16 protein-coding genes are annotated in these 12,359 nt (G+C 72.1%); 4 read left to right on the top strand and 12 right to left on the bottom strand.

Annotated elements, in window-relative coordinates:
* Window positions 1–77 precede the first annotated feature (77 nt).
* On the top strand, window positions 78–1,124 hold the full coding sequence (locus tag ACIRQY_RS32460; RefSeq protein ID WP_403931638.1) for an ATP-binding cassette domain-containing protein: 1,047 nt from the start codon (window positions 78–80) through the stop codon (window positions 1,122–1,124).
* Window positions 1,117–1,896: an ABC transporter permease gene (locus ACIRQY_RS32465; protein ID WP_403931641.1), complete on the top strand. Its 780-nt coding sequence runs from the start codon at window positions 1,117–1,119 to the stop codon at window positions 1,894–1,896. The genes ACIRQY_RS32460 and ACIRQY_RS32465 overlap by 8 nt, the downstream gene beginning before the upstream one ends.
* A gap of 66 nt (window positions 1,897–1,962) precedes the next feature.
* Here ACIRQY_RS32465 and ACIRQY_RS32470 read toward each other — a convergent pair whose 3' ends face one another.
* A complete protein-coding gene (locus ACIRQY_RS32470) occupies window positions 1,963–3,225 on the bottom strand; it encodes a GNAT family N-acetyltransferase (protein WP_403931644.1) in 1,263 nt (420 codons plus the stop codon).
* A 320-nt stretch (window positions 3,226–3,545) separates the two neighbouring features.
* Entirely contained in the window at window positions 3,546–4,160 is a 615-nt protein-coding gene (locus ACIRQY_RS32475) for an ABC transporter substrate-binding protein (RefSeq protein ID WP_351794006.1), read from the bottom strand.
* Between the two features lie 139 nt (window positions 4,161–4,299).
* On the opposite strand from ACIRQY_RS32475, the gene dtd reads away from it, so the two are divergent.
* On the top strand, window positions 4,300–4,725 hold the full coding sequence (gene dtd, locus ACIRQY_RS32480) for a D-aminoacyl-tRNA deacylase (protein ID WP_351794003.1): 426 nt from the start codon (window positions 4,300–4,302) through the stop codon (window positions 4,723–4,725).
* A gap of 124 nt (window positions 4,726–4,849) precedes the next feature.
* Here the strand turns inward: dtd and ACIRQY_RS32485 are convergent, their stop codons facing one another.
* From ACIRQY_RS32485 to ACIRQY_RS32510, 6 genes are all read right to left on the bottom strand, one after another.
* The gene (locus ACIRQY_RS32485) at window positions 4,850–5,830 is read right to left on the bottom strand and encodes a YgfZ/GcvT domain-containing protein (protein WP_403931647.1); all 981 of its coding nucleotides are present in this window, start codon (window positions 5,828–5,830) and stop codon (window positions 4,850–4,852) included.
* A gap of 9 nt (window positions 5,831–5,839) precedes the next feature.
* Window positions 5,840–6,277 (bottom strand): Fur family transcriptional regulator, encoded by a 438-nt coding sequence (locus tag ACIRQY_RS32490; protein ID WP_403931650.1) that lies wholly within the window; start codon window positions 6,275–6,277, stop codon window positions 5,840–5,842.
* A gap of 62 nt (window positions 6,278–6,339) precedes the next feature.
* A complete protein-coding gene (locus ACIRQY_RS32495; protein ID WP_351793995.1) occupies window positions 6,340–6,912 on the bottom strand; it encodes an FABP family protein in 573 nt (190 codons plus the stop codon).
* Window positions 6,913–7,140: 228 nt separating this feature from the next.
* Window positions 7,141–8,142, bottom strand: coding sequence for a hypothetical protein (locus ACIRQY_RS32500; protein WP_403931653.1), 1,002 nt, complete (start codon window positions 8,140–8,142; stop codon window positions 7,141–7,143).
* On the bottom strand, window positions 8,139–8,930 hold the full coding sequence (locus ACIRQY_RS32505; RefSeq protein ID WP_403931657.1) for a hypothetical protein: 792 nt from the start codon (window positions 8,928–8,930) through the stop codon (window positions 8,139–8,141). The genes ACIRQY_RS32500 and ACIRQY_RS32505 overlap by 4 nt, the downstream gene beginning before the upstream one ends.
* Complete coding sequence (locus ACIRQY_RS32510; RefSeq protein ID WP_403931660.1) at window positions 8,927–9,808, bottom strand: hypothetical protein; 882 nt, start codon at window positions 9,806–9,808, stop codon at window positions 8,927–8,929. Before ACIRQY_RS32510 ends, ACIRQY_RS32505 begins: the two co-directional genes overlap by 4 nt.
* A gap of 103 nt (window positions 9,809–9,911) precedes the next feature.
* Here ACIRQY_RS32510 and ACIRQY_RS32515 point away from each other — a divergent pair, with 103 nt between their 5' ends.
* Window positions 9,912–10,274 (top strand): DsrE family protein, encoded by a 363-nt coding sequence (locus tag ACIRQY_RS32515; RefSeq protein ID WP_351793984.1) that lies wholly within the window; start codon window positions 9,912–9,914, stop codon window positions 10,272–10,274.
* 171 nt (window positions 10,275–10,445) lie between these two features.
* Here the strand turns inward: ACIRQY_RS32515 and ACIRQY_RS32520 are convergent, their stop codons facing one another.
* The 4 genes from ACIRQY_RS32520 to ACIRQY_RS32535 all read right to left on the bottom strand — a co-directional run bounded on the left by ACIRQY_RS32520 (window position 10,446) and on the right by ACIRQY_RS32535 (window position 12,235).
* Window positions 10,446–10,733 (bottom strand): DUF3099 domain-containing protein, encoded by a 288-nt coding sequence (locus ACIRQY_RS32520; RefSeq protein ID WP_351793981.1) that lies wholly within the window; start codon window positions 10,731–10,733, stop codon window positions 10,446–10,448.
* Window positions 10,734–10,830: 97 nt separating this feature from the next.
* Window positions 10,831–11,118, bottom strand: coding sequence for a DUF1416 domain-containing protein (locus ACIRQY_RS32525; RefSeq protein WP_017242395.1), 288 nt, complete (start codon window positions 11,116–11,118; stop codon window positions 10,831–10,833).
* Between the two features lie 32 nt (window positions 11,119–11,150).
* Entirely contained in the window at window positions 11,151–11,996 is an 846-nt protein-coding gene (locus ACIRQY_RS32530; protein WP_351793978.1) for a sulfurtransferase, read from the bottom strand.
* Between the two features lie 158 nt (window positions 11,997–12,154).
* Window positions 12,155–12,235, bottom strand: coding sequence for a putative leader peptide (locus ACIRQY_RS32535; protein ID WP_351515640.1), 81 nt, complete (start codon window positions 12,233–12,235; stop codon window positions 12,155–12,157).
* Between the last annotated feature and the right edge of the window lie 124 nt (window positions 12,236–12,359).

The following is a 12,359-nucleotide window of genomic DNA, read 5'->3' on the forward strand; positions in this document are numbered from 1 at the left end:
GCGTAACCCTTACACAGTAACGCGTATGGCATACGCAGTACGCCGTTCCGTCCTGCCCGCGAGCCCAAGGAGCAGCCATGCCTCCGGCCGTAGAAGCCACCGGACTCACCAAGAACTACGGGGCCGTCCGCGTCCTCGACGCCCTCGACCTGCGGGTCGAGCACGGCACCGTCTTCGCCCTCCTCGGCCCCAACGGCGCCGGGAAGACCACCACCGTCCGCATCCTCGCCACGCTCACCGCGCCCGACACCGGGCACGCGCGCGTGGCCGGGCACGACGTCGTCACCGAGCGCCCCCGGGTCCGCCGGGCGATCAGCCTCACCGGGCAGTACGCGGCCGTCGACGAGACCCAGACCGGCGCCGAGAACCTGCGGACCGTGGCCCGGCTCTCCGGGCTCTCCCGCCGCGCCGCCGCGCGCCGCACCACCGAACTCCTCGAACGGTTCCGGCTCACGGACGCGGCCGGCCGGCTCGCGAAGACCTACTCGGGCGGGATGCGCCGACGCCTCGACCTGGCCGCCGGACTCGTCCGCGACCCCGGTACGACCCGGGTGATGTTCCTCGACGAGCCGACCACGGGGCTCGACCCGCGCAGCCGCCAGGAACTGTGGGAGGTGGTCCGCGAACTGTCCGGCACCGGTACGACGGTCTTCCTCACCACCCAGTACCTGGAGGAGGCCGACCGGCTCGCGGACCGCGTCGCGGTCCTCGGCGGGGGCCGCACCCTCGCCGAGGGCACCCCGGCGGAACTGAAGGACCGTTACGCCGCCCACCGGCTCGACCTGGTGGCACATGGAGAGGAGAGCTATCTACGACTCACCGCGTATCCGCACCCGGCGCCCGTCCTGCGCGACCCCGCGAACCGGACCCTCGGGCTGCGCACCGACGGCAGCGCCGCCCACGTCCGGGCGCTGCTCGACGCGTACGACCCCGGGCGGCGCGACATCGCCCGCTTCACCCTCCACACGGCGACGCTCGACGACGTCTTCCTGAACCTGACGGCGGAGACACCGGGTCCGGGCCGCGCGGGAAGCACCACCCGGACCACGGCCACCGCCACAACCGCCACCGCCACCGCCACCGGCGACGGCACCGCCACCGGCAAGGAGCACACCCGTGTCTGACAGCATCCCGGGCGCCTTCTCCGGCGGGTTCGCCGCCGCGCACACCCTCGCCGGGCGCGGCATCCGGCTCAGCCGCCGCAATCTGGACGCGGTCATCACCTCGTTGATGATGCCGATCATGCTGATGCTGGTCTTCGTCTACTTCTTCGGCGGAGCCATCGACACCGGCACCCGGTACGTCACCTACGTGGTGCCCGGCGTCCTCGTCCTCTGTGCCGGATTCGGCTCGGCGGGCACCGCCGTCTCCGTCAGCGAGGACATGCGGCGCGGGGTCGTGGACCGCTTCCGCACCCTCGACGTCGGCGGCACGCCGTTCCTCGCCGGGCACGTCGCCGCCGCCGTCACCCGGAACGCGCTGTCCACCGCCCTCGTCCTCGGCGTCGCCTTCCTCATCGGCTTCCGCCCCGCCGCCACGCCCGGCGGCTGGCTCGCCGCGATCGGGCTGCTGCTCGCCTACATCACGGCCGTCTCCTGGCTGTCGGCGGCGATCGGCCTGGTGACGAGGACGGCGGAGGCCGCCGGGGCGGTCACCTTCTTCATGATGTTCCTGCCGTACCCGAGCAGCGCGTTCGTCCCCATCGAGACGATGCCCGGCTGGCTGCGCGGCTTCGCGGAGCACCAGCCGGTAACCCCGCTGATCGAGTCCATGCGGGGGCTGCTGCTCGACCAGCCGGTGGGCGGCGCCCCCTGGGTCGCGCTGGCGTGGTGCGGCGGGCTGCTCGGTCTGGCGGTGGCCGCGTCGGGGCTCCTCTTCCGGCTCAGGACCCGCTGAACCCGGCTCAGAACCCGCTGACCCCGGCGCGGGACCCCCGCCGGACCCCGTACGGGACGGGGCCCCTCAGAAGATGTCGGGCGAGAAGGCCCGCAGCGGGGTGTGGAACAGCAGATCGGCGCGGGCGGCCGCGCCCGGCGTCAGCTCGTCGACGAGCCCGAGGCGGGCGAGCCGTACGGCGGACTCGTCGCCGAACGCGAACGCGCCGAGGTGCGCCACGTCGAAGGCGAGATCGGCGGACCGGGTCGTCCGGACGCAGGAGACCCCGTCGGGGGAGGCGTCCAGCAGGTACCGCCCGCCGGTGAAGCCGCCCGCCTCACCGGTCGCGTACCCGTCCCGCACATCGAGCACCAGACCGTCCGTGACGGGGTACGTACGGCCCTCCAGGACCCGTACGGCGTCCAGGACACGGACCCAGAGCATGTCCGCGTGCGTCAGGACGCGGGCGGCGCGCCGGTCCGGCAGCAGGGAGGGCAGCGGGTCGTCGGTCGCCCGGTAGCCGGAGCGGACCGTGGAGATCCAGTCGACGGAGCAGACGTACTCCCACAGGGCCCGCTCGGCGGCGGGGGTGGCGGCGATCAGGTCCCGCACCTTCGCCGTGTTCACGGGCTGCTTGGCGTCGTCCCACCGCTCGTCGACGGTGTAGGCGACGTACCCCTCGACCTCGCCGGACTCCGCCCGGTACACCGCGTAGTACGGCTCCTGCCAGGGCTCGCTCTGCACGGCCGCCCCGGTGCCGTTGTCCCAGTCGCGCGGGGTGCGCGCGGTGACGCCCGCCCGGACGCCCATGAGCGCGCGGTGCACGTCGGGGCCGACCTCGCGGATCTCGTCGGCGTCGGTCAGATCGATCCTGCCGCCGTCCTCCGGGCGGCCCGAGCGGCGCGGGTCGAGCCCGGCGACGCGCAGGTCCACGCTCCACTCGGCGATCGAGCTGGCCACGCCGAAACCGAAACGGCCGTAGATCGGGTACTCGGCGGCGATCAGGGTCGCCAGGGCGTCGCCCCGCTCCTTCGCGGCGGTCAGATCGGTGGACATCATCCGGCTCAGCAGCCCGCGCCTGCGGTGCGTCGGGGAGACCGTGACCTGGGTGATCGCGTCGGCGGTGAGGATCCCGCCGCCGACCGTGCTCACCTCCTGCCGGAACGAGCGGAAGGTGGCGACGGTCCGGCCCCGGTCGTAGGCGCCGAGCGTGCGGGTGAGATCGACGTGCGGGAGCCGGTCGACGACCTCCGCGTCGGAGACGACCGGCGGGCGGAGGAAACCGACCCGCAGGGCCCGCTGCCAGTCGGAGAACTCGGATTCCGCCACCGTGCGCACATCGACAGTCATGCCGCGACCCTACGCACGGCCCCCTCCCGGACGCACCCGGGTTTTCCCCGCCGGGCCCGACCCGTACGGGAAGACACCCACCGGACAGCCCGTACGGGACAGCACGTACGGGACAGCACGTACGGGAAAACACCCACCGGACAGCCTGTCCGGGACAACACCTACGGGAAGACACCCACGGGCCCGCCCGCACGGGAAGGCACCCACGGGCCCGCCCGCACGGGAAGGCACCCACGGGCCCGCCCGCACGGGAAGGCACCCACGAGGGCTCCCGCACGAGCACCCCCGCACGTACGAGGACTCCCGAGGGGCGGCTCCGGTCACGCGAGCAGGTCGTCGACCTGCGCCTCGCCCTCTCGGTAGCGGCGGGCGATCTCCGCGCTGCAGTCGTCGGCGGTCCGCTGGAGGCGCTGGCGGCACCGCGAGATCTGCTGCTCGTACCCGGCCAACCGGCCCATCGCCGCGTGCAGTTCGTCGTCCGTGCGGGCCGTCAGGTCCGACAGCTCGACCTCAGAGAGCATGTCGGCCGCGAGCCGCCGGTACTCCTCGTTGCGGGGCGTCGACATCGTCACGTGCCGGGCCGAGGTGCGGTGCCGCGAGGGCACGTCGGCGAGGATCTCGGACAGCCGGTCGAGGACCGGCGTCTCGGGGTCGGTCCGCCGCGCCAGTTCGGCCCGCAGGATGTCGATCCGGCCCTGGAGCATCCGGCGGACATAGCTCAGGTCGGCCTCGTCGCTCTGCGCGTCCCGGCGCAGCGCCCGCAGTTCGGGCAGCCGCAGCGCGCCGAGCTCCGGCTCGGGCCGCTCGGGCGGGGCGGGCTCGGTGCTCCGCTGGGCGGGCGGGCGGGTGGCCGGTCCCGGTCCACCGCCCCGGGTTCCGGCGCGGAACAGCGGTACGGGGCCGGACGGCGTCGGCCCGGTGCCAGGTGCACTCATGAGATTCGTTCCCCTCGACCGGTGCGGAGCGCACCGCCTGACACGCATGGTGCCACTCCTCCTCGTGCCCGTGCAGTCGCGCTGCACCCGTTCGGCCCCTCCTCCGCCGGACTCGGGACCGCTGGGTAGGTTGGGGCGTATGCGTGCAGTGGTACAGAGGGTGGACGGCGCGAGCGTCGTCGTCGCAGGGGAGACCGTCGGTGCGATCACCGGCGAGGGCTTGTGCGTGCTGGTGGGGGTGACCCATGACGACACCCCGGAGAAGGCCGCCCAATTGGCCAGAAAGCTCTGGTCCGTCCGGGTACTGGCCGACGAGAAGTCATGCTCCGACGTGAACGCGCCGCTGCTCGTGATCTCCCAGTTCACCCTCTACGGAGACGCCCGCAAGGGCCGCCGCCCCACCTGGAACGCGGCTGCCCCCGGCCCCGTCGCCGAACCCCTCGTGGACGAGGTCGTGGCCCGGCTGCGGGAACTGGGCGCGCACGTGGAGACGGGCCGCTTCGGAGCGGACATGCGCGTCTCGCTCACGAACGACGGCCCGTTCACGGTCCTGATCGAGGTCTGACACCCCGGGTCCGGGCGCCCCGGGTCCGGGCACCTCCGAAGGCGGGACGACCGACCCGGCCCGTACGACCGACCAGGGTCGGCCGTACGACCGGCCGACCCGTCGACGGCCCCCGCCGCCCCGCCTACGGCTCGACGACCGTCTCCTGCGCGGCGGCGGTCGTGCCCACGATCAGCGGGGCGTCGACCGGCACGTTCCGCTTGACCAGGGCCAGGGCGATCGGGCCCAGTTCGTGGTGGCGGACGGCGGTCGTCACGAAGCCGAGCTGACGCCCCTCCTCGCCGTCGGCGGCCAGCCGCACCGGGGCGCCGTGCCCCGGCAGCAGCACCTCGCTGCCGTCCAGGTGCAGGAAGACGAGACGGCGCGGCGGCTTCCCCAGGTTCTGCACCCGGGCGACGGTCTCCTGCCCCCGGTAGCAGCCCTTCTGGAGGTGGACGGCGCTGCCGATGAGGCCGATCTCGTGCGGGATGGTCCGGTGGTCCGTCTCGAAACCGAGCCGGGGCCGGTGCGCCTCGACCCGCAGCGCCTCGTACGCGAGGATCCCGGCGGCCGGACCGTGCGCGGCGGCGAAGGACTCCAGCCCGGCGCGGGGCAGGAACAGATCACGGCCGTACGGGGTCTCCCGTACGGCGACGCCCTCGGGGGTCGCGGCGACGGAACCGGCCGGGAGGTGGACGACCGCGATGTCGTCCGTGCGGTCGGCGACCTCCACCCGGTAGAAGAACTTCATCGACTCCAGGTACCGGACCAGTTCCTCCCGGGTCCCCGGCTCCACGTGCGCCCACAGCGTCTCGCCGTCGTCGACGAGGTACAGGGCGTGCTCGATGTGCCCGTTGGCGGAGAGGACCAGCGCCTCGGTGGCCCGGCCGGGCACCAGGTCCGTCATGTACTGGGTGACAAGCAGATGCAGCCAGCTCAGCCGGTCGTCACCGGTGACGGCGACGACACCCCGGTGCGAGAGGTCGACGAACCCGCGCCCGTCGGCGAGGGCGCGCTGCTCACGGAACAGGTCGCCGTAGTGCGCGGCGACCCCTGCGTCATGGCCCTCGGCCGCTACGGCGCCGGGCAGGGACAGCAGAGGACTGATCGGGGAAGGTCGCTCCATGGGAAAAGCCTACGACCCGGCGGCGGAGTCCTTCGCGGCGCAGTCCCCGCACCGCCCGAAGATCGCGAAGTGCTTCATGTCGGTCTCGAAACCGAAGGTCTTCCGGAGCTTCCCGGTGAACTCGGCGGCCACCTCGACGTCCGCCTCGATCACCCCGGAGCAGTCCCGGCACACCAGGTGCAGATGGTGGTGCCGGTCGGCGAGGTGGTACGTGGGAGCCCCGTGCCCCAGATGGGCGTGGCTCACCAGGCCCAGCTCCTCCAGGAGCTCCAGGGTCCGGTACACGGTGGAGATGTTCACCCCGGAGGCGGTCCTGCGGACCTCGACCAGGATGTCGTCCGGCGTCGCGTGTTCCAGCGCGTCGACCGCCTCCAGGACAAGCTGACGCTGCGGCGTCAGCCGATAGCCGCGCTGCCGCAGGTCGCTCTTCCAGTCGGTGCTCACCACGCCCCCAGTGTAGGAGGGCGCGGGGCCCGAGCCCAGGGCTCGGGCCCGGCGGGCGTCCGGTTCTAGCGGAAGAAGGCGATGCCGTCGTCCGGCAGGTCGCCGAGGTTGCGGGCCATCTCCGCGACCTCTTCCGGCGTGACGACCTTCTTCAGGTGCGCCGACATGTACGGGCGGAGCGGGACCTCGGGGGTCGCCTTCTCGCCCACCCACATGAGGTCGCTCTTGACGTAGCCGTAGAGGCGCTTTCCGCCGGCGTACGGGCCCGAGGCCGCCGTCCGGGCGACGGCGTCCGTCGCCAGGTCGATCTGCGGCTTCTGGTCGGCGAGCTCGCCGTACCAGATCTCGACGATGCCCTGGTCACGGACCATGACGATCTCGACCTTGCGGTCCTTGTCGATCCGCCAGTAGCCGCTCTCGCTCTCCAGCGGGCTGACCTTGTTGCCCTCGTTGTCCAGGACCCAGGAGTGGGAGTGGTATTCGAGGAAGTCCCGGCCGTCGTGGCTGAAGGTCACGGACTGGCCGAAGTTGCACTTCTCGGCGCCGGGGAAGTCCGCGACGCCCGCGCCCTCCCACGTACCGAGCAGGAACGCGAGGGGGACGAGGCCCGGGTTGAGGTCGGAAGGGATCTCGATCATGAGCAGCTCTGGCGTTCTCTCGGAGGGGTTAGCGCTGGCCCTGGTACAGCTTCTTCACGGCCAGACCGGTGAAGGCGAGGACGCCGACACAGACCAGGACCAGCAGAGCTTCGAAGAAAATGATCACGGGGTGCTCCTCGGACGAGCGGTGAAGGCTGAACGGGCCGGACCCCAGCTTAGTGGGCGGGGGCCCGGCCCACTCGGTGAGGTGGGTCTCGCGGGGATCGGCTAGCCGAGCAGCTGGTTCTGCAGGGTGGCGGTCTGCTGGAACGGCACCGCGAGCGACTCGCCCTTCCGGGTCTGGGTGATCAGCGCGAGGGTGTCCCCGGCCTGCACGTACGCCCAGCGGGTCTGCTCGGCGCCGTAGGGCTTCTTCTCCCGGTAGACGTACGCCCGCGTATCGGGGACCTCCACGTCGTCCGCGAGCTCCTCGGGGACGGGGGTCTCCACCCCGAGGGGCAGCGCCTTCGGGCCGCTCGTGCCGTCCACCTCCAGAGCCGTGTCCCCGTACGACTCTGCGTACGCGACGGAGCTGAACCGGAGCAGGTGGACGCTGGTGCGGGTGCCGTCCGGCATGGTCCACCCCCGGGCGACGACGTGCCGCAGGGTGGAGTCCGACAGGCTCTTGCGGAGCTCGTCACGGAACTCCTCGCCGTAGAGGGAGAGGTACGCCTCCGTGGACACGAACCCGCCGTCCAGCTTCGGATCGGGCGTCGCACCGGCGGGCGCGGGCAGCAGCAGGGCGCGCGGGTCCGCGTGGTGGATCTCGCCGTCGTTGCCCGCGGTGAAGGGGCGGGGCTTGTCCGCGGGCAGCGCCGGGAGGACGAGCCGGGGGTACTCCCAGCGCCCGTCGTCCTCGGTCGCGAGTCCGGGGACCTCGTCCCGGTCGAGAGCGGTGATCCCCAGGGCGGTCCCGGTGCCGACGCCGCCGCACACGACGACGGCGGCCGTCCAGCGGGCCACGGCCCACACCACCCGCCGGGTCCGCCGGGGAGCCACGGGCCCGGTCGGCTGCCCGTCCGACTGCCCGGACGACTGCTCGGCAGGCGTCCCGGCCACGGGGTCCGTCGGAGTCCCGGCCACAGGCCCGGCATTCGTCTCGGCCACAGGCCCGGCCGGACGTTCGGGCGCAGGCGCGGGCTCGGGCGTCGGTGCGGGCTCGGGCGTCGGCTCCCCGGCCGGTCGTTCCGGTGCCCGCTCGGTCGTCTGCTCGGTCGTCTGCTCGGTCATATGTACTCCCCCGGGGACTCGATGTGGCGGATCTGCTTCCCGAGGAGGTCCGCCACGGCCTTGGTCTCAAGAGGCGGGATGCCGTACGCCGTGACGGTGACCATGACCTCGCCCTCGTACGCCACGCAGAGCACCTTCCGGAGCTCGGGGGTCCGGAACTCGTCGTCCGGCCCCTTCTCGGGCTTGGTGGGCTCGGGGCCCAGATGACAGACGGCGTTCTTCGTGTGGCCCTCGATCTTCGGGCCCTTGTCCAGATCCAGGAGCTCGCCCAGGTCCTTCCGGATCTCGTAGAACTTCCGGACGGCCTTCCTGTCCTTCATCCTCAGGACGAGCACCTCCGCCTGGAGGCTGTTGTCCACCCGCGCGTACGAGCGCACGGCCATGCCCTGGACGCCGAGGGCGTCGACCGCCTTCTCGTAGGCACGGCGCTCCTTGCCGTAGACGGTCCTGCTCGTCCGCTTGAAGAGGGCGGCCGCCGCCTTCCCGTCGAGCTCGCCGTCGTTGCCGTACTCGTCGATGTCGGAGCCGAGCACATAGCCGTCCGGCACCGGCAGCAGGAGCTTGCTCATCGGAGTGGAGGCACGGCCCCTGCCGATGTCCGCGGCGGGGTCCCCGGGGGTGGCGGTCGCGGTCGGGCGCTCCCATGCCACGGTGGGCGCCGTGCGGTCGGCCCCGTCGACGGTGACGGCGGTGTAGGCGACTCCGCCGCCCACGGCGCCGAGCACGAGGACGGCGATCAGGGTGTTCTTCAGGAGGCGGCGTGCGCGGCCCCCGGTCTTCTCGGTCACAGACGCCCCAGCTGCCGCTCGGCCAGCGAGCGGATCTCGTTCTTGGTGATCTTCCGTGTGTCGAACACGAGGATGGTGATGGCGATGTCACCGTGCTGGATGAAGGCACGGGCCTGGTAGAAGTCGAGGTATCCGGCCTTCCGCTCCACCGGGTAGACGAAGTAGCGCCCGTTCTCCGAGCCCTTCACGGGCTCCCCGAGCGAACCGGACCTCGCCTCGTCGATGGCGATGGCCTGCTGCCCCCGCACGTGCTCGTACGCGCCCATCCCGGACGAAGGGCGGTACTGGGCGAGCTCGATCTTGACCCGTCGGTTCTCGCCCGCGGACCACGTGCGCACGGCGATCCGCCGGATCTTCTGTTCGAGGTCGGACTCCAGTGCCGCGTCGGGCTGCGTGAAGCTGTCGGCGTAGTCGGCGAGCGACATCCAGCCGCCCTCGCCGCCGCGCGCGCCCTCGGGCTTCGGGAGCAGCAGTTTCCGCAGGTCGCCCTCGGCCTTGAGCTGGAGGTCCTCCTTCGCCGACAGCGGCTCCGGCTCCTGGCCCTTCGGCAGCGGCTTCGCCGGGTACGCGAGGCCCGGCTGGTTGAGGGCGGCCAGCGGGACCGGCGGACGCTCCGCCTGCACCCCGTATCCGACGGCCGTGCCGCCGACCACGCCGAGGACCGCCGCGACGGCGATCAGTCCGAGCGTCCGGAGCGCGCGGCGGCGTGGCCGCGCGGGCCGCTCCGGCGGTGCCGGGGCGTCCACGTGCGGTGTCGGCGCGTCCGTACCGGGTGCCGGGGCGTCCGCGTGCGACGGCGGCGCGTCCGTACCGGGTGGCGGCGCGTCCGCGTGCGGTGCCGCCCCGTCCCGGTCCGGGATGTTCTCTTCGGTGTTCAAAAGTCCCCCCACGAGACCTGAAGCACGGATTCCGTTATCCGCGCACAGAGCAGACACACCAGGGGCGCGAGAGGTTGTGGTGGCGCGCATTACAGTTCGGCACATGGCGAAGAAGCTCGTGATCAAGGTGACCGCCGGGGCCGACGCCCCCGAACGCTGCTCGCAGGCCTTCACGGTGGCCGCCGTCGCGGTGGCCAGCGGCGTCGAGGTGTCGCTCTGGCTGACCGGCGAGTCCTCGTGGTTCGCCCTGCCGGGCCGGGCCGCCGAGTTCGAGCTGCCGCACGCCGCACCGCTGCCGGACCTGATCGACTCGGTCCTCGCGGCCGGGCGGGTCACGCTCTGCACCCAGTGCGCGACCCGGCGCGAGATCACCGAGGAGGACGTCCTGGACGGCGTCCGCATCGCCGGGGCGCAGGTCTTCGTGCAGGAGGCCATGGCCGACGGGACGCAAGCGCTCGTCTACTGACACGGCGGGGCGGGGCCCGGGGGCCCGGGGGGACGAAGCGGCTCCGGAGGGAAACCGGGCGGCTCCGGGGAATGGTCCGAGCGGCACCGGGGAGCGCCGAAGCGGCTCTCCCGAAGGGCTTCGGAGGAGCGACGAAGCGGCTCCGGCGGCCCGGCCCGGGTGCGGTCCCGGCTACTCCTCCGGCCGCTTCTTCCCGTCGTTCCCGCCGTGGCCCTTGCCGTCGAGTTCGTCCCACCACTCGTCCGACTTAGGGTCTCCCGAGGGGTCGTCCCACCAGCGGTCCTCGGGGCCCCTGCGGTTCGCGACGATCGCGGCGACCGGCGGGATGACCATGGCGACCACGCACATGCCGACGGCGGCGGGCACCGAGAAGAGCCGCACGACGGCCCAGGCGCCCACGAACAGGGCCAGGCAGGCGCCCATCATCCAGAAGTAGACGTGCCGACGGCGTGCGTACACAACTCCAGGGTACGACCGAAGGGCCGTGCCTCAAGTCCTGGAAATGGCGTCCAACCCCCCAGGAGGCACGGCCCTTCGGCCGGTTCGGTGTCGCGGGTCAGACCGCGATGGCGACCTCCGCGAGGCCACCCTTCTGCGCCACGACCTGGCGGTCGGCGGTGCCGCCGGGAACCAGGGCGCGGACGGTCCACGTGCCCTCGGCCGCGTAGAAACGGAACTGGCCGGTGGCGGAGGTCGGGACCTCGGCCGTGAACTCACCGGTCGAGTCGAGGAGGCGGACGTAACCGGTGACGGGCTCGCCGTCCTTGGTCACGAAGCCCTGGATGGTGGTCTCACCGGGCTTGATCGTCGAGGCGTCGGGGCCGCCGGGCTGCGCTCCACACATGTCGTTCTGTCCTTACGGTCGAGGGGTCCGGGTTACTTGCTGGGGCCGAGCTCGATCGGCACGCCGACGAGCGAGCCGTACTCGGTCCAGGAACCGTCGTAGTTCTTGACGTTCGTGACCTCGAGCAGCTCGTGCAGGACGAACCAGGTCAGCGCGGAGCGCTCGCCGATGCGGCAGTAGGCGATGGTGTCCTTCGCCAGGTCGACCTGCTCGTCCTCGTAGAGGGCCTTGAGCTCGTCGTCCGACTTGAAGGTGCCGTCGTCGTTGGCGTTCTTCGACCACGGGATGCTGCGGGCGCTCGGTACGTGGCCGGGGCGCTGCGACTGCTCCTGCGGGAGGTGCGCCGGGGCGAGCAGCTTGCCGGAGAACTCGTCGGGCGAGCGGACGTCGACCAGGTTCTGGACGCCGATCGCGGCCACGACGTCGTCGCGGAAGGCACGGATCGAGGCGTCCTGCGGCTTGGCCTTGTAGTCGGTGGCCGGGCGGGACGGGACGACGGAGCCGTCGACCAGGTCGCGGGAGTCGAGCTCCCACTTCTTGCGGCCGCCGTCGAGGAGCTTCACGTCCTGGTGGCCGTAGAGCTTGAAGTACCAGTAGGCGTAGGAGGCGAACCAGTTGTTGTTGCCGCCGTAGAGGACGACCGTCGTGTCGTTCCCGATGCCCTTGGCCGAGAGGAGCTTCTCGAAGCCCTCCTGGTCGATGAAGTCGCGGCGGACCGGGTCCTGGAGGTCCTGGGTCCAGTCGATCCGGACGGCGTTGCGGATGTGGTTCTTCTCGTAGGCCGAGGTGTCCTCGTCGACCTCGACGAGGGCGACCTGCGGGTTGTCGAGGTTGGCCTCGACCCAGTCCGCGTCGACCAGGACGTCGCTGCGAGCCATGTTCGTTCTCCTCCGGGGCAGTGTGCGGCGGTGTGGTGCGGGTGTGACGGCGGTACGCGTCGTCGCGTCGGGACGTGCGTTACGGGCTGCGTACGGCTGCACGGGGCGCCCCGACCTCGGTCGGAGGGCCTGAGGAATACGGGAGTGGTGGGTCCCGCTCAGAAGGAGCGACAGAGCATGGCGGCGACGCGGCACAGATCGACTGCCCGCCGCTTCGTGAGATCCGCCTGTCGCTTCATGCCCTCGATCGTAGGGACGGACAGGCGGCCGTGTCACCGCCGTGTCGTATTTTGAGACGCGATCGTCCGAAGAGTGAGATGTGATCACCACGGGAGTCGACTCCGGACGCCCCCGCACCGAGGG

Origin of the sequence: Streptomyces sp. NPDC101490, assembly GCF_044767145.1 — a bacterium.
Classification (GTDB): Bacteria; Actinomycetota; Actinomycetes; order Streptomycetales; family Streptomycetaceae; genus Streptomyces.